Origin of the sequence: Pseudomonas sp. 5C2, assembly GCF_034314155.1 — a bacterium.
Taxonomy (GTDB): Bacteria; Pseudomonadota; Gammaproteobacteria; order Pseudomonadales; family Pseudomonadaceae; genus Aquipseudomonas.
On the sequence record NZ_JAVIWH010000003.1, the window covers coordinates 1,233,111 to 1,257,967 of the forward strand.

The window sequence follows — 24,857 nt, forward strand, 5'->3', positions numbered from 1 at the left end:
CCCGCTTCGGCGGGTTTTTCTTGTTTTAGGACAAGCATTTGCGCTTAGCGCCTATATCCCCACGGTTTGTTTGGATAGAGTGCGGGTATCGCTGTCGGAGAGCCCGGAATGACTGTTCTTGAACCGCCCACTGCACCCCGTGTTTTGATCGCTGAGGCTGACCCTTGGGTGCGCGACATGCTGACCGAATTAGTCCTGAGCGTGCGCGGTGATGCTGATCTGAAAGTGTGCTCCGAAGGGCTGGAGGCGCAAGACTGGTTGAGTCATCACCACCCCGATCTGGTGATTGCCGGTTGGGAACTGCCGGGCTCCGATGGCTTGAACCTGCTGCGCGGGGTGCGTCAACAGCGTCGTCAGCCGACGTTGCCTTTTATCCTGCTGAGTAGCCGCAATGACAGCGCCAGCGTGCGCGAGGCATTGCCGCTGGCGCCCACCGCTTACTTGACCAAGCCTTTGAATATGGACGGTCTGCGCCAACGCCTGGAAGATTTGCTGCTTCAGTCGAGTGAGCCGGTCGCTGTCGAAATTCCGGCATTGGCACCTGGTTTGAGTCTGTCGCAGTTCCTTGAAAGTCGCCGGGAAACCGCAGATGGCGCGCCCTTGCGGGTGGATGTGCATCAGGCGCTGAGGAGCAGTCAGGGTGCGACCGGCGCGGATTTGCGGCTGCTGGAGCAGGAACTGCGAGCTGACCCGCATATCACGGCAGTATTGATCGCTGCGGCCAACAGTGCGGCGCAGCACTTGGGCAAAGGCGTGCAGACCTTGCCGCAGGCGCTGCAGGCGCTGGGCCCGACGCAGAGTGTTAATCTGCTCCTTGGCCTGGCTATGAAGCGCGGGGCGAGGCTGACGGACAAAGGGCTGATCACCCACGCCCAGCGTTTTTGGGAGCAGTCGAGCCGCGCGGCTGAATACGCGCGCTCGCTTGCGCGTTTGCTGGATCTGGACCAAGAGCGTTGTTTCTGTGCCGGATTGCTGCACAGTCTGGGTGATTTGACGGTGTTGCGTTGCTTGCAGGACTGGATGCTGGCCGGTGGTGAGCTGGATGAGAAGGCGGTCAGCGAGTCGTTGGCGCAATTCGGTGCGGGGTTCGGTTCGGCTCTGCGCACGCGCTGGCGCTTGCCACTGGAACTGCGTGAGTTGATCGCGGCGGTCTATCACTTCGGCGGAGGCGTGTACTCGCGCGAGGCCCTGGCTATGAACGTGGCGGCGCAACTGGCGCTGCTCGGCCCGGAAGAGGGCGTTGATGCACTGGCCAACAGCAAACCGGCCCGTCTCTTGAAGATCGGGGCATCAGAGCTGGGGCGGTTGCGCAAGACGTAAATCTTCGTTGGCCAATAGGCCATTTTTCGCGAAAAAATCGCGAAAAGGCTGCATCAGGGACAGAAAACCTTCAGACCAAGACAATCTGATTCTTGCCCTGACGTTTGGCTTGGTACATCGCGGCATCGGCCCGAGCGTAGAGAACTTCCAGGCCAAGGTCATCGTCGCGGAGGTTGGTCAGGCCCTGGCTTACGGTGATGCCGAATGCCTGGTTGTTGCACTGGAAGCTCAGGCGCTGGATTTCCCGCTGCAGCCGTTCGGCGATTTGCTTGGCCATGTCCGGTGCGCACCCAGGGAGCACGGCGGCAAACTCTTCCCCGCCGATACGTCCGAACACATCGCCTCGACGCAGAGCTGAACGTCCACTCTCGGCGATGCGTTGCAACACCTGATCGCCTTCCTGATGGCCGTATGTATCGTTGACCAACTTGAAATCATCGATGTCCAGGAGCAAAAACGCCAAGGGCAAGCCCTGCAAGCGAGCCTGTTCGAACTCATGCTGAGCGCATTCGAAAAAGTGCCGACGGTTACTGCTCTGGGTCAGCACATCAGTGGTGGCGAGACGTTGAAGTTCGCCTTCAAGCTGCTTCTTTTCGGTGATGTCTTCGGCGATACCCACCACAATCAGACGCTGTCCGAGTTCCTGGCGACTGATAAAGCATTTGTCGCTCAGCCAGCGAACCTGCCCGTCTGAACGGATGATCCGGTATTCGCGGTCTTCGATGGCGCCCTTGTCCAGCACCTGGGTCAGGCTGCGTTCGGCATAGTCCAGGTCGTCGGGGTAAATGCTGTCGCGCCACTCGTTGTAGTCGGCGAGCAACAGGCCGGCCGAGCGCCCGAAAATCTGCTCATAGGCCGGGCTGACGTAAATCATTTGCTGGGTTTCCCAGTCGAACGCCCATAACACCGCGTTGACGCTGACCAGCAGCGAACTGAAAAGCTGTTCTCGTTCGCTCAGGCGTGCGACTTCTGCTTGGGCGTGCATCAGCGCCAGGAGGGTTTCCGCGGAAGGCGGCAGGTCGGTGGGAGAGGGCTGGTTAATGGGTGTCTGTCTGTCCATGAGCACTGCATCTCTAGAAGATGTGCGGCGCACAGCCACAAGTGAGCCCACCGAAATAGTGAGCTATTCATTCAGATAGAAAGTAGGACATGAAGTTCCAGCAGGCGCGCTCCCGGGCGGGGCGCGCCGATCAACGGTGTCAGACGGCGACAGGCCGTAGCGAGTAGGTTTTCAGTTGGCTGGCGAAATCACGCAGTGACTGGATACCACTGGCTTCGGCTTCATGAACCCACTCTTTGATCGCGGCGAGCATGTCGTGACCGTTGGTGCTGGTTTTTAGCCAGATATGTTGCAATGCCAAGCGCTTCTCGTAGATCACTTTCAGTGCTTGGCTGTGTTCAAGCATGGTATGGATGTGCAGATGGTGCTTGTCATCAAGCAGGCTGGTTTCTCGAGAGAGCAGGCGCTTGGCGCGATGGAACTGATGGCGTACCGACACATCGGCCTTGGTCAGTTCTTGTTTCACCAGCGGCGCGATCACCAATTTGCGGTACTGAGCCATGATCTGAAAGCGATTGTTGAGGATTGCCATGGCGGTATCCATGTCAACATGGCCCTTGCCTTCAACCCGGTGGGCGATAGGCGCAACGCGTTGAACCTTAGCCAGACGGAAGAAGCTGAAAACCTTGATCCAGGCCCAGCCCATGTCGAACTCCCACTTCTTGACCGACAACTTGGCCGAGTTCGGGTAGGTGTGATGGTTGTTATGCAGCTCTTCGCCGCCGATCAGGATGCCCCATGGCACCAGATTGGTCGCCGCGTCACGGCATTCGAAATTACGGTAGCCCACGGCATGACCAAGACCATTGACGACGCCTGCGGCCCAGAAGGGAATCCACATCATCTGTATCGCCCAGACGGTGATGCCGATCACGCCGAACAACGCGAGGTCGATCACCGCCATTATCGAGATCCCGAGGAGAGGGAAACGAGTGTACAAGTGGCGTTCGATCCAGTCGTTCGGACAATTTTTGCCGTAGATGCGAAGTGTGTCCGGATTTTCCGCTTCAGCGCGATACAATTCGGCGCCTTTGCGCAGTACAGTAGACAGCCCTTTGATCACAGGACTGTGTGGATCATCGACGGTTTCGCATTTGGCGTGATGCTTGCGGTGAATGGCGGTCCACTCACGGGTGTTCTGGGCAGTGCTCAACCACAGCCAGAAACGGAAAAAGTGTTTGAGCCCAGCGTTGAGTTCCAACGAACGATGGGCGGAGTAGCGATGTAGATAAACCGTGACGCCGACAATGGTCACATGGGTCATCAACAGGATGGCTACCACCAGTTGCCAAACTGATAAATCAAGAAGACCGTTGTTCCACATAAAATGTGTTGCCCTCAAAAATGCTCGATGAATATAAAAGCAGCAGCAGGCATTATCACTGACTCAGCTGATAAAACCAGTCGCACTTTTAGATAAGAGTCGCCGGATGTTTCTACTCTATAATCCGCGCCTTTCGTAAGGTTTTTTTTAATTTTATGTCACTTTCTTCTCGCAATGCGCTGCGGACGGCCCTGCTCTACGCGCTGGTGTCGGCTTTGTGGCTTGAGATCAGCAATGCCTCGCTTCGGCATCTGATCCAGGATCAGGCTAGTTTCGACCAATGGCAGTTGGTAAATGCCTATGCATGGCTGATTTTCAGCGCCGTGCTGATTTTTTTCGCCCGCACCCGGCTCCTCGGCTGCATGGCCGCCGCTGCCCGAGCCGGGCTGAAAAAGCAGGACCAGGAGCGCTTGAGCCAAGCGGAGGCGGTGTTCGATTGCACGTGCGAAGGCGTCGTGGTCACTGACAAGCAGGGTTTGATCGTGCATGTGAACCGGGCCTTCATGGAAATTACCGGTTACCAGGCAAACGAAGTGCTCGGACTTAACCCGAAAAAATTCAAGTCTGGCCGCCACGGACCTGAATTTTACCAGACCATGTTTCAGGCGTTGAACGCCAGCGGTCAATGGAGCGGTGAGATCTGGAACCGTCGTAAAAACGGCGAGATTTTTCCGCAATGGCAAAGCATCCGCGTCATCAAGGATGAGAACAGTGAAATCAGCCATTATGTGGCGGTATTTTCGGACATCTCCGCCATCAAGCGTTCGCAGCGCGAACTGGTGCACCTGGCGCACTTCGATCCGCTGACCAGTCTGCCTAATCGTCTATTGTTTACCGACCGTACCGAGCAAGCTCTGGAGCATGCCCAGGCCAACAAGCGTGGCTGTGCGTTATTGCTGATCGATCTGGATCACTTCAAGAACATCAACGACAGTCTTGGGCATAACGTTGGCGATCAGGTGCTCAAAATTGTGGCTGAGCGCCTGAATACATTGCTCGGCAACGGCATCACCCTGGCTCGGCTCGGGGGGGATGAGTTCGCCGTGTTGGCAGAAAACTGCCAGCAGGTGGCACAGGCCGCAGAACTGGCTCAAAGAGTCATCGAGGGTTTGAAGAAACCGTTCGTGTTCGAGGGCCATCAGCTGTTTATCAGCGCAAGCGTGGGCATCAGCCTGTTCCCCAGTGATGCCCTGAATGCCGAGCAACTGCTGCGCAACGCGGATTCGGCGTTATTCAAGGCTAAAAGCGAAGGCCGCGAAGGGTATGCCTTGTATACCGAAGAGCTGACCGCGCATGCGCAGCAGCGGGTCGAATTGGCCAGTGAGCTCCGTCGCGCCATAGCGCACGAGGAGTTGCGGGTGTTTTATCAGCCGATACATGACCTTTCCAGCGGCCGTATGTCCGGGGTCGAAGCGCTGGTCCGCTGGCAGCATCCTGAACGGGGGCTGGTGTCCCCGGGCGACTTTATTCCGGTTGCCGAACAAAGTGGCTTGATCGCCGATATCGACATTTGGGTGCTCAAGCACGCCTGCCAGCAGATGAGTGATTGGCGCAAAGCCGGGGTCGGCCTTGAATTTGTCGCGGTGAATGTTTCTAGTCGGATGTTTGGTCGCAGCGATATGTATCAGCACGTCGCGCAGGCTCTTCGCGACACGGGGCTTGATTCGCGTTTTCTGGAACTGGAGGTCACTGAAAGTGCGGTGATGGAAGATCCGGACATGGCCATCGAGCAACTGCATCGCCTGCGCGAGTTGGGCCTGCGACTGGCCATTGATGACTTTGGCACGGGCTATTCATCGTTGCTGCGGCTCAAACGCATGCCGGTGCAGAAACTGAAAATCGATCAGGGCTTTATCGCCGGTTTGCCCCATGACGAGGATGATGTCGCCATCGTTCGAGTGATCATCGCGCTTGCGCAAACGTTGGGAATGCAGGTGCTGGCCGAAGGCATCGAGCGTCCCGATCAGGCGAGTTTCCTGCTGGAAAACCATTGCGAGCAGGGCCAGGGCTACTGGTTTGGCCGTCCACAGCCGGCTGAAAAGCTGGATTTACACCATGTGGTGACGTTGTCCTGAGCACCCGAATGTCACGTTGCTGGAAACGCGCAATACGTTTCCTTGCCAGGAAATATCTCTAAATTCTTTTTGGTTATATCTGCATTCTTAAATAGTCTTTTTAAGAATAACTGCGCCTCTCTAAGATTACCTCCACGCCACAAGCAGTTGCCCGCGAATCGCTACTGCAGGCACCTCTTATCAAGGAGAAGAATCATGAGCGCATCTCTACGCAGTGTTGACGGCCAGGACGAAGCAAGCATCCTGCGCGAAATTCAGAGTGCGTTGCGCGACCTGCGCTTCGGCGCAGTGGAAATCACTGTGCATAACGCGCAAGTGGTTCAGATCGAACGCAAAGAAAAATTCCGCCTACAGACCCCGAGCAACAAGACCAGTTGACCTGCGGATCCAGGCGTCCGCCAGCTCCCACAGGGAGATGAGTTCGACCCATCAAGCAAAAGCCAACAATCAAAGAATTGTCCAGGAGCTTCACCATGTCTATTCGTCGCTTTGCCTTGGCCGCGCTCGCCAGCGCTGTTTTTGCAGGTTCCGCCGTTGCCAAGGACATTGAGCTGCTGAATGTGTCCTACGACCCGACGCGCGAGCTGTACCAGGATTACAACGCTGAGTTCATCAGTTTCTGGAAGAAGACCCACGCTGACGATACTGTGAAAATTCAGCAATCCCATGGTGGTTCAGGCAAGCAGGGGCGTGCGGTGATCGACGGTCTGCGCGCGGATGTGGTGACTTTGGCCCTGGCTGGCGACATCGACGAAATTGCGAAAATCGGCAAAACCTTGCCCGAGAACTGGCAAACCCGCCTGCCGGATGCCAGCACGCCATACACTTCAACCATCGTGTTCCTGGTACGCAAGGGCAACCCTAAAGGCATCAAAGACTGGGGCGACTTGATCAAGAATGACGTGTCGGTCATCACCCCTAACCCGAAAACCTCTGGCGGCGCACGCTGGAACTTCCTTGCCGCGTGGGCTTATGGTCTGAAGGCCGGTGGTAGCGAAGCCAAGGCGCGGGAATACGTGCAGGCCTTGTTCAAGCATGTGCCGGTTCTCGACACGGGCGCTCGCGGTTCAACCATTACCTTCGTCAATAGTGGTCAGGGTGACGTGTTGCTGGCATGGGAAAACGAAGCGTTCCTGGCACTGAAAGAAGACGGTGGCGCTGACAAGTTCGACATCGTCGTACCTTCGCTGTCGATTCTGGCCGAGCCGCCGGTATCGATTGTCGACAAGAACGTCGACAAGAAAGGCACCCGTGAAATTGCCACTGCTTACCTGGAGCATCTGTACAGCCCGGCCGGTCAGGAAATTGCCGCAAAAAACTTCTACCGCCCACGTAACGCAGAAGTGGCGGCCAAATATGCCAGGCAATTCCCTAAACTGGACCTGGTGACTATCGACAAAGACTTCGGTGGCTGGAAAACTGCGCAACCGAAATTCTTCAATGATGGCGGCGTGTTCGACCAGATTTACCAGGCGCAATAGCCTGTGCAGCGCTACGTTGAAAAGCGTATCGCCTAGTTTGGCCTTTAGCCCGGATTCATTTCCGGGCTTCGTGCGTTAACCAAGGACTTTTATGTCGCGTCGTATTTCCCCCGTCATACCCGGCTTCGGGCTGACGCTGGGCTACACCTTGGTGTACCTCAGCTTGATTGTGTTGATCCCGCTGGCTGCCATGTTCATCCATGCTGCCCAGCTGACGTGGGATCAATTCTGGGCCATCGTCACTGCCCCGCGTGTGGTTGCCGCCTTGAAGCTGAGTTTTGGCACCGCATTTTATGCCGCCATCATCAATGGCGTGATTGGCACACTGCTGGCCTGGGTGCTGGTGCGTTACACCTTCCCCGGGCGCAAGATCATCGATGCGATGATCGACCTGCCGTTCGCGCTGCCGACTGCTGTTGCCGGTATCGCCCTGACGGCGCTGTATACGCCGACAGGCCTGGTAGGGCAGTTCGCCGCCGACCTGGGCTTCAAGATTGCTTACACCCCGCTTGGCATCACCCTCGCCCTGACCTTTGTCACGCTGCCGTTTGTGGTGCGCACGGTGCAGCCGGTGTTGGCCGATATCCCGCGTGAAGTCGAAGAGGCCGCCGCCTGCCTGGGCGCGAGGCCGTTGCAGGTGTTCCGCTATATTCTGGTGCCGGCCCTGCTTCCCGCATGGCTGACCGGGTTCGCCCTGGCCTTTGCGCGTGGCGTCGGCGAGTACGGATCGGTGATTTTCATTGCCGGCAACATGCCGATGAAAACCGAGATCCTGCCGCTGCTGATCATGGTCAAGCTCGATCAATACGATTACACCGGCGCCACTGCCATTGGCGTGATGATGCTGATGGTTTCTTTCGTCCTGCTGCTGCTGATCAACTTGTTGCAGCGTCGCATCGAAACCCCATCCTAAGGAGGCGCGTATGTCTTACTCAACTGTTTCTGCTGCCGCCTCCGCCAACGCTGCCCGTCGTGGCAGCGCAGTGTCTCGAAGGATTCTGATCGGTCTTGGCTGGCTGGTTTTTATCCTGTTTCTGGGGCTGCCGTTGTTCATTGTGGTCTCTCAAGGCCTGAAAAACGGACTGGGTGCGTTCTTCACCGCGATCTTCGAGCCGGACGCATTGTCGGCGCTCAAACTCACCGTGATCGCCGTGCTGATTTCGGTACCGCTCAATGTCGTGTTCGGCGTCAGCGCTGCCTGGTGCGTGAGCAAGTATTCGTTCCGTGGCAAAAGTATGCTGGTGACCCTGATCGACTTGCCGTTTTCGGTGTCACCGGTAATCGCCGGTCTGGTCTACGTCCTGATGTTCGGCGCTCAAGGCTTGTTCGGGCCTTGGCTACAGGATCACGACATCCAGATCGTGTTTGCCTTGCCGGGTATCGTGCTGGCGACTATTTTCGTGACCGTGCCGTTTGTTGCTCGCGAGCTGATCCCGTTGATGCAGGAGCAAGGCACGCAGGAAGAAGAGGCGGCGCGGCTGTTGGGGGCCAACGGCTGGCAGATGTTCTGGCACGTCACGGTCCCGAACATCAAGTGGGGTTTGATCTACGGCGTGGTGCTGTGTACCGCGCGGGCCATGGGTGAGTTCGGCGCGGTCTCGGTGGTTTCCGGGCACATTCGCGGCGTCACCAACACCCTGCCGTTGCACGTTGAGATCCTTTATAACGAATACAACCACGTTGCAGCGTTTGCCGTGGCGAGCCTGTTGCTGATCCTGGCGCTGTTCATCCTGCTGCTCAAGCAGTGGAGCGAGTCGCGCATTACCCGTCTGCGCCAAAGTGCGGCGGAGGAATAATTCATGTCGATCGAAGTCCGTAACGTCAGCAAGCGTTTCAACGCCTTCCAGGCCCTGAACTCCATCAATCTGGACATTCAAAGCGGTGAGCTGGTGGCCCTGCTGGGCCCGTCAGGCTGTGGCAAAACCACCTTGCTGCGTATTATTGCCGGCCTGGAAACCCCTGATGAGGGCAGCATCGTTTTCCACGGAGAAGACGTCTCCGGGCACGATGTGCGTGATCGCAATGTCGGGTTCGTGTTCCAGCACTACGCACTGTTTCGCCACATGACGGTGTTCGACAACGTCGCGTTCGGTTTGCGCATGAAACCGAAGAACCAGCGTCCGACCGAAAGTCAGATTGCGGTCAAGGTTCATGAACTGCTGAACATGGTGCAGCTCGATTGGTTGTCGGACCGTTATCCGGAACAGTTGTCCGGCGGTCAGCGTCAGCGTATCGCGCTGGCCCGTGCGTTGGCGGTCGAGCCTAAAGTGCTGCTGCTTGATGAACCGTTCGGCGCGCTGGATGCCAAGGTCCGTAAAGAGCTGCGCCGCTGGCTGGCGCGCCTGCACGAAGACATCAACCTGACCTCGGTCTTCGTGACCCACGACCAGGAAGAAGCCATGGAAGTGGCAGACCGCATCGTGGTGATGGACAAGGGCGTGATCGAGCAGATCGGTTCACCGGGCGAGGTGTATGAAAACCCGGCCAGCGACTTCGTTTACCACTTCCTGGGTGACTCCAACCGTCTGCACCTGGGCGACGATAACCACGTGCTGTTCCGCCCGCATGAGGTGTCGTTGTCGCGGCATGAACTGGAAGACCACCACGCGGCCGAAGTGCGTGATATCCGGCCGCTGGGCGCCACCACTCGTGTGACCTTGAAGGTCGAAGGTCAAAGCGAACTGATCGAAGCCGAAGTGGTGAAAGACCACGACAGCCTGATCGGTCTGACGCGTGGCGACACCTTGTTCTTCAAGCCGAAGGTCTGGCAGAAACTGGCGGGTAGCTGATCTTTTTGACGCGGCGTGTTCGGCACGCCGCGTCAAACCATTCGCCTGTGCAGGCTGTGTGGAGCTAATGGCGTTGATCAAACCAGCGCTTTCTTCCCGCGAATACCGGTAGGTCCGACACGCTCTTCCATGGCGTGCTTGAGTGACTGTCGCAGCCCCAGCAAAAATGCCACTTCGGCCACCACGAACAGTGGCCCGACGATCAGCCCCGACACATCGTCAACGAACGCCGGTTTACGCCCTTCGTAAAAATGGCCGACAAATTGAATCGCCCAACCGACGACAAACAAACCGACGCCGCTGCTCAGCCAGACCAGCGTCGACTGCACGGCGAGCGTGTGTCCTGTCCAAAGGGATAGGCCGAGCAGGGCGCCCATCACCACACCTAACCGCATGTCCAGGCGCAAATAGAACCCTGTAGACGCCAGCGCCAGCAGGGTTGCGGGCGAAAGCCATACGCCGCTCATCACTGCGCCGGGGCGCGAAAGGAGCACGGCCACCGCAATGACAATCAGCGGAATGCCGATAAAGTGGCTGACGATGTTGCGTGTGTCGCGATGGTAGGCGGCGTATTGACTGAGATGATCAACGAGGTTTTTCATTGTTATTCCTCCTGTGGAACGATGATCATGCCTCGGGATTTGAAAGGGCTTTGTCTGTTACCCGACAAAGTCTGCAATTAAGGAGTTCATATGAGCGGAGCTGTATGGCGGACCCGACTGCTGACCGGCTACTGGTTCAGCAATCTGCCGGCTGGTTTACAGGATAGCTTGCTCAATGCCGCGAAAACGCGACGCCTGACGCCAGGTAAGCCGTTGTTCCGGCGCGGCGATCCGCCGTGTGGGTTGTATGCGGTGCTCGAAGGCGCGATTCGTATTGGCTCGGTCAGCGAGCAAGGCAAGCAGACGTTGCTGTCGCGGATCGAGCTGCCTTACTGGTTTGGCGAGGTGTCGTTGTTCGATGGCCTGCCGCGCACCCATGACGCATTTTCCGAAGCCCACAGCATTCTGTTGCAGGTCCCGCAGTCGGCGCTGGTGACTCTGCTGGAAAAAGAGCCTCAGTATTGGCGCCATTTCGCCTTGTTGATGAGTCAGAAACTACGCCTGACGTTCGTTCATCTCGAGCAGCAAAGCTTGTTGCCTGCCGCCGCGCGCGTGGCCTGTCGCTTACTGTTGATCGCCGAAGGGTATGGCGAGATCAATCGCTCGCGAGAGGTGATCGAGCTGCCTCAGGAGCCGTTGGCGCAAATGCTGTCGATGTCTCGCCAGACCATCAACAAAATCCTCAACGATTTTCAGGCTCAGGGTGTCCTGGACATCAGTTATGGCGAAATCAGGATTCTTGACCTGGATAAACTGCGTGCGGCGGCCTCGCAATCAGCCTAGCCTAGACGCACGATAAATGAGGTGCACCATGCGTTTGCTGTTAGTGGAAAACGATCTCAGTACCGCCAATCAGTTGGCCAAGGGGCTTGGCGAGTCGGGGTTTAGGGTCGACGTCGCGGATAACGGCCTGTCCGGCCGCCATTTCGTCGAAGAGAATGCCTACGACCTGATCATTCTCGATGCCATGTTGCCTGGCCTGAATGGCTGGCAACTGCTGCAACTGGTCCGTCAGCGCGGCAATACGCCCGTGTTGTTCCTGACCGCCCGCGATACCATGGAAGACCGGCTGCGCGGGCTGGAACTGGGTGCCGATGATTACCTGCTCAAGCCCTTTACCCTTGAGGAACTGTTGGTCCGGGTTCGGACCTTGCTGCGGCGTGGGCCAACCGGTACTGCCGACAGCTACTCTATTGCCGATCTGGAAATCGACGTACCACTCCAGCGCGTTAGTCGTGGCGGGCAACGGATCTCGTTGAGCGATCAGGAGTTCGAACTGCTGCAGTTGCTGGTCAGCCGTCAGGGTGATGTCATTTCACGCGCGCTGATCGCTTCGCAGGTGTTCAACAATGACATGGACAAGGTCGAAATCGCCATCCATCGCCTGCGCTCTAAAATCGATGAGCGCTACTTGCCGAAACTGATTCATACCGTGGGTGTTGTGGGCTATCAGTTGGAGGTGCTGGAAGGCTGATTGAGCTCTGTTGGCTGACTCCAACATGCACTATAGGCAGCTTTCTGCCCGGTAACGTTTCTGTCACAGCGTTTGGATAAGCTCGAATTGTAAGTTTTTTATGGGCCGCTCCTTAGGCAGGGGGCGGTCCTTTTTTTTGCCTGCCGAATCTATAATTCTTATATTCTTTTAAGGTCTTAATAAATAGCTTATTATTCCTTAACGAATATATGCCGCGTCCTTATACTTTGCCCATGAACGCAAACAGGCAGGAGGCGCACCCCATGCGTAATGAGTCGATCCGCTATCTGATCGTGCCAGGCTGGCAAGGGTCGCCTGACGACCATTGGCAAACGCATTGGCAGAACAGTTTGCCCAACAGCGCGCGCGTGGAGCAGGCCGACTGGCTCAAACCGCGGCGCGAGGATTGGGTCGGTGAATTGCAGCGCGCGATTGCCGCTGACAGCACGCCGGTGATCCTGATCGCTCATAGCCTGGGGTGCATCACCGTTGCCCATTGGGCCGAACTCGCGCCTTTGCAGTCGCTGCGTCAGGTGCGCGGAGCCTTGCTCGTGGCGCCGGCTGACGTTGAACGGCCGAACTGCTCGCCTGCGTTACGTAATTTCGCACCGATTCCTGGGCACCTGCTGCCGTTTCCGACCCAAGTGGTCAGCTCGGATAACGACACGGCGGTCAGTACTCAGCGCGCGCTAGAGCTGGCTCATAACTGGGGTGCAGAAACAGGCATTCTCAGGGGGGCGGGGCACATCAATGTGAAGTCCGGCCATCAGCGCTGGGAGCAGGGCTTCGCCTATCTGTACCGCCTGCAAAACCGAATGGAACACCACGCTCGGCGTCGCGCTTGAATTCAATCGGCGCGGCAGACGCCGCGCTTTACTCATCGCCCTCAATAATTTTCACGCCGGACCCTCGGGCCCTATTGTCTATTTTTAACGCGTGAGTCGTCGCAAGGGCTCAGGCGGGAGTTTGCCATGAGCCTTCACGAAACCTTTGGTCAGCCGTTATTGACCTTCCCCGATGCGGAAAAAAGCCCGCTGAGCATTCGCGCCAAAGCGCTGGTGTTCGTCGACCCGCGCTCGCGTCAGTTGCGCGAAGAGCTGGAGCAACTGGCACCGCGCTCGTTACCGGTGCTGATCCGTGGCGAAACCGGCAGCGGCAAGGAACTGCTGGCCCGGCATATCCATCGCGCCAGCGACCGTGGGGGCTTATTCGTGTCAGTGAACTGCGGAGCGATCAGCCCGACGTACGCCGATGCCGAGCTGTTCGGCTATGCCGCCGGCGCTCACAGCAGCTCCGCCAGCAGTCGTGCGGGATGGTTCGGTTCGGCCAATGGCGGGACCTTGTACCTGGATGAAATCGGCGATTTGCCGCTGCCGATACAGATCAAGCTGTTGGCGGCGCTGGAGAACCATGAAGTGACCCGCGTTGGCGCCCAGCAACCCAGCCCGGTGGACGTGCGTCTGGTGGCCGCCACCAGCATCGATCTGGCGCAGGCGGTGGCCGTCGGTAAATTTAACGAGCGGCTTTATCACTACCTCAGCGAAGGTCGACTGGACCTGCCTGCGTTACGCGAGCGAGTGGGTGACATCATGTCTTTGGCCGAATATTTTCTCGGCATTTACAGCCAGCGTTTGGGCTTGCCGGTGCCACTGATCAGTGAAACTGCGCAACAGGTATTGGAGCGGCACAGTTGGCCGGGCAATACTCGCGAGCTGGAGAACGTTATTCATTTCGCGCTGTTGGTCAGCAGTGGCGATGAAATTTTGCCCGAACACCTTAATCTGCCCGACAGCGCGAATCCTCTGGCGCAGATCGAGCAGCAAGCGGAGCACTTGCTCGCTTTCGCGCATCCCGGGCAACTGTCGGAATTGCAGCGATTGCTGGAGCGCCTGAGCCAACGCGTGTCGCAAACCCCACGTTAGACGCTGTGTTTCGCGGAGAGAGTGGCGCTTAATGCTAGTCAGCACAAAAAAGCATAACCATTGGCGTAAAAAGTATTGTCATGGAATAAGAAATATCGGTAATGTCCATTTCACGCCGCTGAGTCATAAGGTTCAACCGATGATCAGCGGCAACTCACTGATAAGCCGTCGTTTGTGACGACCGCGACTTTCACTAAGGACACCGCATGAAAAAGACGTTGTTGTTGACCGCCCTCGCTGCTGCGCTTTCGATTGGCCTGGCCCACGCCGGTGAAAAACTGGTCGTCGGCGCTACGCCTGTTCCGCACGCCGAGATTCTTGAGTTGATCAAGCCTGAGCTGGCAAAAGAAGACGTGGACCTGGAAATCAAAGTCTTCAACGACTACGTGCAGCCGAACCTGCAGGTTTTCCAGAAGAAGCTCGATGCCAACTACTTCCAGACCAAGCCGTACCTGGATGGCTTCAACAAAGGCAAGAAGGCTGATCTGGTTACCGTCGTCGGCGTTCACGTCGAACCGTTCGGTGGCTACTCGTCCAAGTACAAATCCCTGGCTGACCTGCCGGACGGCGCAACTGTTGCCATTCCAAACGAAGGCAGCAACGCTGGCCGTGCACTGCTGCTGTTGGAGAAAGCCGGTCTGATCACCCTGAACGACCCGACTGACGCACTGGCAACGGTAAAGGACGTCAAGACCAACCCCAAGAACCTGAAGTTCAAGGAGCTGGAGTCGGCCATGTTGGCGCGCGCTTACAATCAGGTTGATCTGGACATGATCAACACCAACTATGCGTTGGAAGCCAAGCTCAACCCGAAGAAGGATGCACTGATTCTCGAAGGCGCTGATTCGCCTTACGTGAACTTCCTGGTGGCGCGTCCAGACAACGCCCACAGCGATGCAATCCAGAAACTGGCCAAGGCGCTGACCAGCCCTGAAGTCAAAGCATTCATTGCCAAGAAGTACGACGGCGCGGTACTGCCGGCGTTCTGATCTGAATTCAAGCGTTAACGTTTTTTACGCCGGCGGCTTTCATTAGCGTCGGCGTTTTTGCGTTTGGAACTGACCTGCCCGGCGGATCGCTAGTGTGTTCAGTGATATCTATATTCCCCAACGGTATTTAAATTAAGTTTCTTATACCTATAAAGTTCTGACTCTTGTTACCCAGCACACCCGGAGTCGGAGTTCTCATGCCAGCAGCCTCCCAAGCGTCCTCATCTGTATACATAGCCGATCAAGCATTCGACATACGCTCGTTCGCCGAAAAAGTGGGTGCGGAAATCATCGGCCTGGATCTGTCCCGGCCTCTCAGCGATGCGGACTTCGCCCGTGTCCATCAGGCGCACCTGGACTACCACGTCGTGGTGTTTCGCGATCAACACATCACCCCGCAGCAGCAGATTGATTTCAGTCGGCGTTTCGGCATCCTGCAAATCCATGTACTCAAGCAGTTCCTGCTAAAAAACCATCCGGAAATTCTTATCGTTTCGAACATCGTCGAGGACGGTCAGCCGATTGGCTTGGGCGATGCCGGCAAGTATTGGCACTCGGACCTGTCCTACAAGGAACTGCCGAGCCTCGGTTCGATGCTGCACGCCCAGGAGCTGCCTGACGAAGGTGGTGACACGTTGTTCGCCAATCTGCACGTTGCCTGGGATACGTTGCCGCACGCCCTGCGTGAGGCGGTCGAAGGCCTCTCGGCGGTGCATTCCTACACCTCGCGCTACAGCGACGGCAAAAATGCCGCCAACTGGCGCCCGGCGCTGACGTCGGAGCAGCTTGCACAAGTGGCTGAAGTGACTCACCCGATTGTGCGCACCCATCCAGAAACCGGGCGCAAGGCGTTGTTCGTCAGCGAAGGATTCACCACGCGCATCGTCGGCCTGCCGGAAGACGAAAGTCGCCAGTTGCTGGATCAACTCTATGCCCACAGCGTGCGTCCAGAGCATGTCTATCGGCACCAATGGCAGCCCCATGATCTGGTGTTCTGGGACAACCGCTCGCTGATCCATTTGGCTGCGGGTTGCCCCACTGAACTGCGCCGCAAGCTGTTCCGTACCACGATTCAAGGTGATGCGCCGTTCTGATCGAGGGAGTTGTTTCATGAACGCTGTTTTGCAGGACCACACGGCCAGCGATAGTTTTATCGCACACAAGGTCAATCAGCAGACGGCTGAGCCCTTGTTGCACGTCCAGGGCGTGAGCCTGGAGTACCGCACCCCCGAGCGGGTGGTGCGGGCGACTCATCAAGTGAGTTTTGAAATCGACCCTGCGGATCGCTTCGTGCTGCTGGGGCCCTCGGGCTGCGGCAAATCCACCTTGCTCAAAGCTGTGGCCGGCTTCATTCAGCCCAGTGAAGGGCAGATCCGTCTGGCGGGCGTGCAAATCAAAGAACCTGGCCCGGACCGGATAGTGGTGTTCCAGGAGTTCGATCAGTTGCCTCCCTGGAAAACCGTGATCCAGAACGTGATTTTCCCGTTGGTGGCGTCTCGCACTCTCAAGCGTCGCGAGGCCGAAGAGCGTGCGCGTTACTACCTGGACAAAGTCGGCTTGAGCGCGTTTGCCGACGCCTACCCGCACACCTTGTCCGGCGGTATGAAAGCGCGGGTGGCGATTGCTCGCGCCTTGGCCATGCAGCCAAAAATCCTGTTGATGGACGAACCCTTTGCCGCCCTCGATGCACTGACCCGACGCAAGATGCAGGAAGAACTCCTGGCGCTGTGGGACGAGGTGCGTTTCACCTTGTTGTTCGTCACCCACTCCATCGAAGAAGCGCTGGTGGTCGGTAACCGAATTTTGCTGCTTTCGCCCCATCCAGGCCGCGTTCGGGCTGAAATCAACAGCCATCAATACGACCTGAACAGCCTCGGCGGTGCCGGTTTTCAAAACACCGCGCAACGCATTCATCGCCTGTTGTTCGATGAGGGTGGGACCGAACCGGTGGACCGCGAACTGAGCTTCCAGGATGTGCGCATAGCGTACTGACCATGACCCCGTCTCCCAGAAAAACGCTAACCCCTGTAGGAGCTGACTTGTCTGCGAAAGGCTGGGGTCGCGTCCGCCCCGGAGGACCTTCATACGGGGATGAATCCAGCCATTTTGCGACTGCTGCGCAGCCGATTCGCAGACAAGTCAGCTCCTACCTGGACATGATCCACCAAGAGAATTCGAGCATGAGCATCCGAGAGGAATACGAAATCACGCTGACGCCTTTTACTCAGGCGGCACTGGCGCGTGATATCCCGCTGACGCAACGTATCTGGCAACTGAGCTGGGTGCGCAAAAGCGTGATCCTGATCGCCCTGGCGGTGATCTGGGAACTGGCTGCGCGTGTGCAAAACAATGACCTGCTGCTGCCGAGTTTTTTGCAGACCGCCGCTGCTTTCTACGACGGCATCATCACCGGTGAGTTGCTGAACAAGGTCTGGATTTCCCTGACCGTGCTGGTCAAGGGCTACCTGATCGGGATCATCCTTGCGTTCGGCTTGACGACGCTGGCGGTATCAACGCAATTGGGCCGCGACCTGCTCAGCACGCTGACCGCGATGCTCAACCCGTTGCCTGCGATTGCCTTGCTGCCGTTGTCGCTGCTGTGGTTTGGCCTAGGCGAGAACAGCCTGATTTTCGTGCTGGTGCATTCGGTGCTGTGGGCGCTGGCACTGAATACGTATGCGGGCTTTCTCGGTGTCTCGGAAACCCAGCGCATGGCCGGGCGTAACTATGGCCTCAAGGGGCTGCGCTTCGTCTGGTTCATTCTGATCCCTGCCGCGCTGCCATCGATTCTGGCCGGGCTGAAAATTGGCTGGGCCTTCGCCTGGCGCACGTTGATCGCCGCAGAGCTGGTGTTTGGTGCGTCGTCGGGTAAAGGCGGGTTGGGTTGGTACATCTTTCAGAATCGCAACGAGCTGTATACCGACAAAGTATTCGCCGGGTTGGCCGCCGTTATTTTGATCGGCTTGCTGGTGGAAAACCTGCTGTTCAACAACATCGAACGCCTGACCGTAAAACGCTGGGGCATGCAGCGCTGACAACACGCGTAACCTTCTTATCTGCATTGCGAGGATCACATGGCCACTTCTTTCAAGCGTCCGGCGCTGACAGCACTTGCGACGGCATTCGGTTTATTCGGGGCACTCCTGAGCAGCGGCGTGCAAGCAGAAGGCAAGATCAGCATCGCCCAACAATTCGGTATCGGTTACCTGATTCTCGACGTGGTGCGCGATCAGCAATTGATCGAGAAACACGGTAAACAGCAGGGCCTGGACATCAAGGTCGACTGGAACAGCATCTCGGGATCTACGGCCATGAACGAAGCATTGCTGGCCGGTGCGCTGGATGTGGTCTCGGCCGGGGTTCCTCCGATGTTGACCCTCTGGGATCGCACCAAGGGCAAACAGAACGTCAAGGCCATCGCTTCGCTGGGTTCGATGCCTAACTACCTGCTTAGCAACAACCCGGACGTGAAGAGCTTGAAAGACTTCACTGACAAGGACCGTATCGCCGTGCCTGCCGCAGGTGTCGGCTTCCAGTCACGCACGTTGCAGATCGAAACGGCCAAACAGTTTGGCGATGCCGACTTCAAACGCTTCGATACGATCTCCGTCAGCCTGCCGCACCCGGATGCTACCTCGGCGTTGATCGCCGGCGGGTCTGAAATCAGTTCACACTTTTCCAGCCCGCCGTTCCAGTATCAGGAGCTGGAAAACCCGAAGGTGCATAAGGTGCTCAGCTCCTATGACGTGCTCGGCGGTCAGGCCACGTTCAACGTGCTCTACACCACTGAAAAATTTCACGACGAAAACCCCAAGACCTACAAAGCGTTCTATGACGCCCTGGCTGAAGCCGAGCACATCATCAAGGCCGACAAGCCTGCCGCTGCTCAGACCTACATTCGTGTGGAGCAATCGAAATTGCCATTGGCCTTCGTCGAGAAAATCGTCGCTGACCCGGAAATCGACTTCACCATCACCCCTCAGCGCACCTTTATCTACGCCAGCAAATTGCACGAACTGGGCGTGCTGAAAAACAAGGCTGATAGCTGGAAAGACTTCTTCTTCGAAGAAGCACATGGCGCGCCGGGAAGCTGATTTCTACTCATAGATGGTGGCTGCGATCTTTTAGGATCGGTACTACAGACAGTTTTTTTGTTTTCCACTAATTTCTGCTACTTCGAGTCAGTTGCCGATTTTCGGGCGCGCGGGGGCAGCATGTTTTACATGAACCGATGTTTGTATTCAGGGCTGCTGATCTGCGCCCTGTTAATGGCGCCATGGGCCGCCGCCGATACCTGGTTGGAAAACGACTATTGGCGAATAGAGATAGACCCGGCAACACTGGCGATTCGTGCCATTCCTGCCCGGGGTGCAGCAGTGCAAGCCTCCGCCGGAGTGGTTGCGCATCGGGTCAGCGCTCTGGATAAGCATGCGGAGCGCATCAACTGGCTGTGGGATGACGGTGCCTGGCAGCTCAGCGCAACGCTGGATCAGCGTGAACTCTCTCTGACTATTCAAGCCCGAGACCCCGGTGAGCTGGTTTTTCTCCGGCAACCCGGTCATGCGATGGGGAAGGGCTTGATATGGCCGCTTGCTGAAGGGCGTTACGTCCCGGCAGGTGATCCAGTGTGGCAGCGGTTCCTGCTGGATCAGGGCGAATTCAATACCACTCAGGACCTCAGCTTGCCGCTGTGGGGTATCGATCATGGCGGTTTCACCCTGAACTGGCTGATGACGAATCCCTACAATAACCGCCTGACATTGAGCGCCGAAGGCCTGGGGTTGGCGATTGCGGCCAGTCATGAATTCACCTCGCTGGCCCCGTTGACGCCGCTGACCTTTAGCCTATATTTGGGCGAAGCCGACCCGCTGGCTGGCGCCAAACGCTATCGACAGGGGCTGATTCAAGCTGGACGCTATGAAACCTTCAGCGACAAACTGCGGAAGACCCCAGAAGCCGCGAAGTTGCTGGGAGCCAGTCACATCTATTTATGGGGCAATGATTTACTCGGGCCGGATGATGTACGCAGTTGGCCGCGCTTGCTTGAACTACTGCGCGGCAAAGGAACATTGGCTACAGCGTTGCGCGGTTATCTTGATGCTGCAGCCACGCAGATGCTGGAAATCGCCCAGCCCCCGCTTAGCCGTTACCAACAGGCCACCCTGTTGAGCGGCCTTAATCAAGCCCTGAACACCAACGCGCGAGAAAGTTGGCAGGGGGCGGCCAGACCGGATATGCAGGCGTTGGCCAATCGCTACGGCGAACTGCGCGAGGAGTTCGCGAAGGCTTTCGTCACGGCGCTGACACCGCAGCCTGAGCGGTGGGGCAGCATCATGTCCGAGACGACGATCAAGCAACTCCAGGCCGCCAAGCTGACGCGTTTGTGGCTGGGAGTGGCCGAAGGTTGGGAAGGCGGCCTGTGGCATCCCGAGGCGATACGCGCCGGCGTACAGGCTGGCTATCTGATGGCCCCATACGACTCTTATCAAACGGCATTGTCGTCGACGGAAAACCCGGACTGGACTACCGCGCATCTGGGAAACGACGCCTATCGCGATTGCGCCATATTATTGAAGCGCGGCGAGTTCAAGAGTGGGTTCCAGCAGTCAGGACATTACACCGACCCGCGCTGCGTGCGGCCTTTACTTGAGGCTCGAATAAAGGCGATTCAGGCTAAAGCCGGGTTCAACAGTTGGTTCCTCGATGCCTACGCAACCAGCATGTTGTTCGACAGCTATCGTCCTGACGCCAGCATGACCCAAGCGCAAAATGCCGCTGGCAATATTGATGCCTCACGCTGGATCGCTGAAACCTTGAAGCTGGTCGCAGGCTCTGAAGACGGAAATGCTGTCACCGCCCAAGGCATCCTGTTCGCTCATGGTATGCAGACGCCGGTTATTGGTTGGGGCGATCCGGACCTCAGCAAAAACAAACAGTCACCGTACTATCTGGGTGACTGGTACCCACCAGAACAGCCGAGCGTATTCTTCAAGCAGGTTCCGATCAAAGAACCCTATCGAACCGTCCATTTCGATCCCGCTACGAGGCTCCCCCTGTATCAGGCGGTGTTCCATGGCTCGGTGATCACCACTCATCACTGGCTGTTCGACAACGTCAAGCTGAGTAACGTGAGAGCGGAGAACGAGTTGACACAACTGCTCTACAACGTGCCGCCGCTTTACCACCTGAGTGCTGACACGCTGAAGCATCGGTTGCCGCTGATTGAGCGCCAGAACGCTTTTTTCCAACCTTTGCACCAACGTTTGGGGACTCAGTCTTTGACGGAATTCCGCTGGCTGACGCCCGATCGGCAAGTTCAGCAGACCACGTTTACCGATGGCACGCGATTGGTGGCCAACTTTGATCGCCAGGTGCGGGAGGTCGTCGGCAAGCGCTTTGCCGGACAGTCTATTACAGCGTTTGAGGCGGACGGGCAGGTGACGGAATATCACGTTGACGGGAAGTTTGAAGGCTGAACAATTTGCTGCCACCGTCAGTCAGGGCATCTTCGAAGAAACGCTCTCCAACACGTTGTCTCCTGCAGGATTCAGGCATGACGCCGATCCGGGGCATTCCAATTATCTGTCGCCGAGTAAAGAACAACGGGGGCAGACTAAAGAGGGAAAAGGTGACCCCACAGGGCCACGTTGAATGTTTCGCCCATAAGTTAGCACCTGCAGGATCTGAAACACTCTGTAGGCGCTATCTTTTTGGCAATACTATTTATGTGGATATAACGTTTTCACCGGTCAATAGTTAACTTCAAAACTATCGAATTCGATCGCTGTGTAGCGGAAAACAGGTTCGCCCGCTTTATGATTGTAAATTTCTCGCTTTGGGGGGGACGCCGAGGAAGCGACGAGTTGGAAACCCGGCAGCAAGCCAACCGGCGGAGTAAATTCGTACTCCAGGCTTGTCCATTCACTGCGCGCAATCCCTGGTAATGGCATTAAATAAAACTCGTTTTCTATTCTCCCGGAAAGTAATAAGCCATAAAGTCCGATTTCGTCAGGACCTTTAAGGTCGGAAGCACGCACATTGAATTTCAAGGTGAATGTTTTCTGTGGGGAATTCTCCATTATCTGTTCGATCTGAACGCCTGGGCGCAACTTTATAGCCGCGTGGCCATTCAGCGGAGGGGCCCACTTGATAAGTGCTATATCCTGAGTTGTCCAATCGGCAAATTTTTTTGCGAAATCGCCGTTGAGCACGTGATTGCGAGGAACGGTACTGGTTGAAATGGGCATCGATTACGTCCTTGTTTAATGGCAGAGTGCGATTATTCCGCCGTCTAGCAACGGCGAGAACAAAATATAGAGTTTTTTGTTTTTATCAAATACTGTCAGAAGTAACAGGTTTCTAGAGTAATTAGCGATAACCCACTCACACTAAATATCGGTTGGTTACCACACGTTGGCTCCCCCCGGTGTCAGGCTAGTTGTCGCCTGAGCTGATTTATCAAAACGATAGATCGGGGGCGCCAAAGAGAGCTGTAATGTCGAGCTATTCACCTGAGCGTAAAGCGGCCCTTATCAACAAATTGCTGCCGCCTCAAAACATGTCCGTGGCCGAGTTGTCGCGTCAAGAAGGCATCTCTCAAGCCACCCTGTATGCTTGGCGAACCAAGCTCAAAGCAGGAGGCGCAGTGGTGCCCGGAGATAAAAGCAGTGCCGATAACTGGTCGGCTGAAGCCAAGTTCGCAGCGGTGTTGCACACGGCCACGTTGAGCGAGATCGAGCTTAGCGAATACTGTCGCAGCAAGGGTTTGTACCCCGAGCAAATCGGCGCTTGGCGACAGGCCTGCATCAGTGGCCAGCTAACAGCCCAGGCACAGCGCCAGGCCGAGCGAGAACAGGCGCGCGCCGACAAAAAACGCATCGCCGAGTTGGAGCGTGAACTGCGGCGCAAGGACAAGGCGCTCGCAGAAACCGCCGCGATTCTGGTGCTGCGAAAAAAGATGAATGCCTTCTGGGGAAACGACAGCGAGGACGTCTGACCTCGCTGCCAGAACGGCAACAACTCGTTGAACGTTTTAACCAAGCCGTTGCTTCTGGTGCACGCAAAACTATTGCCAGCGCGGAGATCGGGCTGTCGCTGCGCAGCCTGCAACGCTGGGCGCTGACGCCTGTGATGCAGGCCGACGTGCGCACCACCACGTCACGTCCGCGACCACTTAATGCCCTGAGTGAACAGGAGCGTTGCGCTATTTTAGAGGTCTGCAACAGTCCGCCATTCGTCAGCCTGCCGCCCAGCCAGATCGTCCCGATACTGGCCGATCAAGGTCGTTATCTGGCCTCAGAGGCAACCTTTTACCGCGTCCTGAAGGAAGCTGATCAGCAGCACCGACGTGGCCGCAGCCATGCACCGCACAAGCATGCTGCGCCGACAACTCACAGCGCAACCACAGCCAATAAGGTCTGGTCTTGGGACATCACCTACTTGCCATCGCCAGTGCGTGGGAAGTACTACTATCTGTATTTGATCGAGGACATCTACAGCCGAAAGGCCGTGGGCTGGGAAGTTTACGAGCAAGAAAGTGGCGAGCTGGCGGCCGAACTGATGCAGCGCACCGTGCTCACCGAACGCTGCGCCGGACGGCCCCTAGTGCTGCACTCGGACAACGGTGCACCGATGAAATCGGTGACGTTGCTGAGCAAACTGTACGAACTCGGCATCACCCCGTCACGCGGACGACCACGGGTGAGTAACGATAATCCCTACTCAGAATCGCTGTTTAGAACCCTGAAATATTGCCCGCAATGGCCTCCTGGTGGTTTTGCAGATTTGGACGCGGCACGCAGCTGGGTGCGCGATTTTATCCGCTGGTACAACCACCAACACCGCCACAGCCGCATCCGCTTCGTGACCCCGGCGCAGCGTCATCGAGGAGATGATCAAGAGATCTTGGCCAAGCGTCATGCCCTGTATCAGCAAGCTCGTAATCAACATCCACATCGCTGGTCAGGTGCGACACGCAATTGGCAGCCCATCGGCGCGGTCACACTCAATCCGGAAAGGGAGTTACCGACACTGAAAATAGCCGCATAAAACACAGCTGACGCGACAACTACCTTGCAAAACGCCGCTCCTCCAAAGATGGTGTTACCGACCAACTTTCTGTGGGAAGTCCTTCAAGCCTTGCGCCACACACTCGCCAGCCACGGCTGTTTCTCGCGGGGCAGTCCTTCGGGGCGGTAATAGTGTTCAAGCTCGGTGAAGCCCGCGTCATTGAGCAGTTCGCGCCAGGCTTCCAGGTCGTGATAGGAGCCATAACGGCTGCCGTTCCAGCCTTCCTGATTTTCGCCCCTTGGATTGGAGCTGAACAGCACGCCGCCCGGCTTCAGCGTTGCGTGCAGTTCGCGCAGGACCCGTGGCAGTTCCTGGCGGGGGACGTGGAACAACACTGCGTTGGCGAAGATCCCGTCGAAGCGCTCGGCCGGTAGATCGAGTTCGAGAAAGTTCTGCTGCAAGACCTCACAGCCGGTCTCGGCACGGGCCATGTCGGCGAAACGCTCGGCGCCGTCCAGACCCACCGCACTATGACCCATGGCGCTGAAGGTCTTCAGATCGCGTCCCGGTCCGCAGCCAAAATCCAGAATATGCCACGGCGCCTCGCCTTCGATATGTCGCAGCAGCGCGGCTATGTTCTGGCTGACGTCGTGGTCACGGGTGCCTTCGCGGAAGTCGTCAGCCACTTCGTTGTAGTGGCCGACGGTGGTGGCGGTGATTTTGGCGAGGTCCTGCGGGGCGAGTTTCATTGCGGGTCTGTCTGGGCGTGGGTAAGTGATGAATATACCCCCGCCCAGCCGTTGTTCAATCAC

The 24,857-nt window shown here is 57.0% G+C and carries 23 protein-coding genes; 18 read left to right on the plus strand and 5 right to left on the minus strand.

The features are described 5' to 3' along the window. The first annotated feature begins 108 nt into the window (after window positions 1-108). Window positions 109-1,320: an HDOD domain-containing protein gene (locus RGU44_RS20465; RefSeq protein ID WP_322177255.1), complete on the plus strand. Its 1,212-nt coding sequence runs from the start codon at window positions 109-111 to the stop codon at window positions 1,318-1,320. Between the two features lie 70 nt (window positions 1,321-1,390). Here RGU44_RS20465 and RGU44_RS20470 read toward each other — a convergent pair whose 3' ends face one another. Both RGU44_RS20470 and desA read right to left on the minus strand, forming a co-directional pair. Further along, window positions 1,391-2,380 carry a sensor domain-containing diguanylate cyclase gene (locus RGU44_RS20470; RefSeq protein WP_322177256.1) on the minus strand — a complete coding sequence of 330 codons (990 nt, stop codon included), beginning with the start codon at window positions 2,378-2,380 and terminating at the stop codon, window positions 1,391-1,393. A 139-nt stretch (window positions 2,381-2,519) separates the two neighbouring features. After that, on the minus strand, window positions 2,520-3,704 hold the full coding sequence (gene desA, locus RGU44_RS20475; protein ID WP_322218839.1) for a delta-9 fatty acid desaturase DesA: 1,185 nt from the start codon (window positions 3,702-3,704) through the stop codon (window positions 2,520-2,522). A 155-nt stretch (window positions 3,705-3,859) separates the two neighbouring features. Between desA and dibA the strand changes: the two genes are divergently transcribed. The 6 genes from dibA to RGU44_RS20505 all read left to right on the plus strand — a co-directional run bounded on the left by dibA (window position 3,860) and on the right by RGU44_RS20505 (window position 10,049). Then, window positions 3,860-5,779, plus strand: coding sequence for a phosphodiesterase DibA (dibA, locus tag RGU44_RS20480; protein ID WP_322177258.1), 1,920 nt, complete (start codon window positions 3,860-3,862; stop codon window positions 5,777-5,779). Between the two features lie 195 nt (window positions 5,780-5,974). Further along, window positions 5,975-6,157 (plus strand): sulfur starvation response protein OscA, encoded by a 183-nt coding sequence (gene oscA / locus RGU44_RS20485; protein ID WP_322218840.1) that lies wholly within the window; start codon window positions 5,975-5,977, stop codon window positions 6,155-6,157. A gap of 95 nt (window positions 6,158-6,252) precedes the next feature. After that, window positions 6,253-7,260: a sulfate ABC transporter substrate-binding protein gene (locus RGU44_RS20490; protein WP_322218841.1), complete on the plus strand. Its 1,008-nt coding sequence runs from the start codon at window positions 6,253-6,255 to the stop codon at window positions 7,258-7,260. A 91-nt stretch (window positions 7,261-7,351) separates the two neighbouring features. After that, complete coding sequence (gene cysT, locus RGU44_RS20495) at window positions 7,352-8,173, plus strand: sulfate ABC transporter permease subunit CysT (protein WP_219063721.1); 822 nt, start codon at window positions 7,352-7,354, stop codon at window positions 8,171-8,173. A 10-nt stretch (window positions 8,174-8,183) separates the two neighbouring features. Beyond that, entirely contained in the window at window positions 8,184-9,056 is an 873-nt protein-coding gene (gene cysW, locus RGU44_RS20500; protein WP_322177261.1) for a sulfate ABC transporter permease subunit CysW, read from the plus strand. A gap of 3 nt (window positions 9,057-9,059) precedes the next feature. Further along, window positions 9,060-10,049, plus strand: coding sequence for a sulfate ABC transporter ATP-binding protein (locus RGU44_RS20505; RefSeq protein ID WP_322218842.1), 990 nt, complete (start codon window positions 9,060-9,062; stop codon window positions 10,047-10,049). Between the two features lie 77 nt (window positions 10,050-10,126). On the opposite strand, the gene RGU44_RS20510 is transcribed toward RGU44_RS20505, so the two are convergent. Then, window positions 10,127-10,651 carry a DUF962 domain-containing protein gene (locus tag RGU44_RS20510; protein WP_322218845.1) on the minus strand — a complete coding sequence of 175 codons (525 nt, stop codon included), beginning with the start codon at window positions 10,649-10,651 and terminating at the stop codon, window positions 10,127-10,129. Between the two features lie 90 nt (window positions 10,652-10,741). On the opposite strand from RGU44_RS20510, the gene RGU44_RS20515 reads away from it, so the two are divergent. The 10 genes from RGU44_RS20515 (at window position 10,742) to RGU44_RS20560 (ending at window position 21,512) form a co-directional block, all read left to right on the plus strand. Beyond that, window positions 10,742-11,434 carry a Crp/Fnr family transcriptional regulator gene (locus RGU44_RS20515; RefSeq protein WP_322218847.1) on the plus strand — a complete coding sequence of 231 codons (693 nt, stop codon included), beginning with the start codon at window positions 10,742-10,744 and terminating at the stop codon, window positions 11,432-11,434. Window positions 11,435-11,462: 28 nt separating this feature from the next. After that, on the plus strand, window positions 11,463-12,125 hold the full coding sequence (locus tag RGU44_RS20520; protein WP_322177265.1) for a response regulator: 663 nt from the start codon (window positions 11,463-11,465) through the stop codon (window positions 12,123-12,125). A gap of 263 nt (window positions 12,126-12,388) precedes the next feature. Continuing rightward, a complete protein-coding gene (locus RGU44_RS20525) occupies window positions 12,389-12,970 on the plus strand; it encodes an alpha/beta hydrolase (RefSeq protein WP_322218850.1) in 582 nt (193 codons plus the stop codon). 126 nt (window positions 12,971-13,096) lie between these two features. Continuing rightward, the gene (locus RGU44_RS20530) at window positions 13,097-14,047 is read left to right on the plus strand and encodes a sigma 54-interacting transcriptional regulator (RefSeq protein ID WP_322218852.1); all 951 of its coding nucleotides are present in this window, start codon (window positions 13,097-13,099) and stop codon (window positions 14,045-14,047) included. Window positions 14,048-14,253: 206 nt separating this feature from the next. After that, window positions 14,254-15,036: a MetQ/NlpA family ABC transporter substrate-binding protein gene (locus RGU44_RS20535; RefSeq protein WP_322218854.1), complete on the plus strand. Its 783-nt coding sequence runs from the start codon at window positions 14,254-14,256 to the stop codon at window positions 15,034-15,036. Window positions 15,037-15,233: 197 nt separating this feature from the next. Beyond that, on the plus strand, window positions 15,234-16,130 hold the full coding sequence (locus RGU44_RS20540; protein ID WP_322177268.1) for a TauD/TfdA family dioxygenase: 897 nt from the start codon (window positions 15,234-15,236) through the stop codon (window positions 16,128-16,130). Window positions 16,131-16,146: 16 nt separating this feature from the next. Then, window positions 16,147-17,028, plus strand: a complete 882-nt coding sequence (locus tag RGU44_RS20545; RefSeq protein ID WP_322218858.1) for an ABC transporter ATP-binding protein — start codon at window positions 16,147-16,149, stop codon at window positions 17,026-17,028. A gap of 188 nt (window positions 17,029-17,216) precedes the next feature. Next, window positions 17,217-18,071, plus strand: a complete 855-nt coding sequence (locus RGU44_RS20550; RefSeq protein ID WP_322218861.1) for an ABC transporter permease — start codon at window positions 17,217-17,219, stop codon at window positions 18,069-18,071. 39 nt (window positions 18,072-18,110) lie between these two features. Beyond that, window positions 18,111-19,130, plus strand: coding sequence for an ABC transporter substrate-binding protein (locus tag RGU44_RS20555; RefSeq protein ID WP_322218863.1), 1,020 nt, complete (start codon window positions 18,111-18,113; stop codon window positions 19,128-19,130). Between the two features lie 129 nt (window positions 19,131-19,259). Continuing rightward, a complete protein-coding gene (locus RGU44_RS20560; RefSeq protein WP_322278484.1) occupies window positions 19,260-21,512 on the plus strand; it encodes a glycoside hydrolase in 2,253 nt (750 codons plus the stop codon). A gap of 273 nt (window positions 21,513-21,785) precedes the next feature. On the opposite strand, the gene RGU44_RS20565 is transcribed toward RGU44_RS20560, so the two are convergent. After that, window positions 21,786-22,283, minus strand: coding sequence for a hypothetical protein (locus tag RGU44_RS20565; RefSeq protein WP_322218865.1), 498 nt, complete (start codon window positions 22,281-22,283; stop codon window positions 21,786-21,788). Window positions 22,284-22,531: 248 nt separating this feature from the next. Between RGU44_RS20565 and RGU44_RS20570 the strand changes: the two genes are divergently transcribed. Then, window positions 22,532-24,084 (plus strand): IS3-like element ISPpu4 family transposase gene (locus RGU44_RS20570; RefSeq protein WP_250690811.1). Its coding sequence is split into 2 segments (ribosomal slippage): window positions 22,532-22,994 and window positions 22,994-24,084, totalling 1,554 coding nucleotides; the frame shifts between segments, so codons are not numbered across the junction. An 83-nt stretch (window positions 24,085-24,167) separates the two neighbouring features. Here the strand turns inward: RGU44_RS20570 and RGU44_RS20575 are convergent. Further along, complete coding sequence (locus RGU44_RS20575; RefSeq protein ID WP_322218867.1) at window positions 24,168-24,794, minus strand: class I SAM-dependent methyltransferase; 627 nt, start codon at window positions 24,792-24,794, stop codon at window positions 24,168-24,170. Window positions 24,795-24,857: the final 63 nt, after the last annotated feature.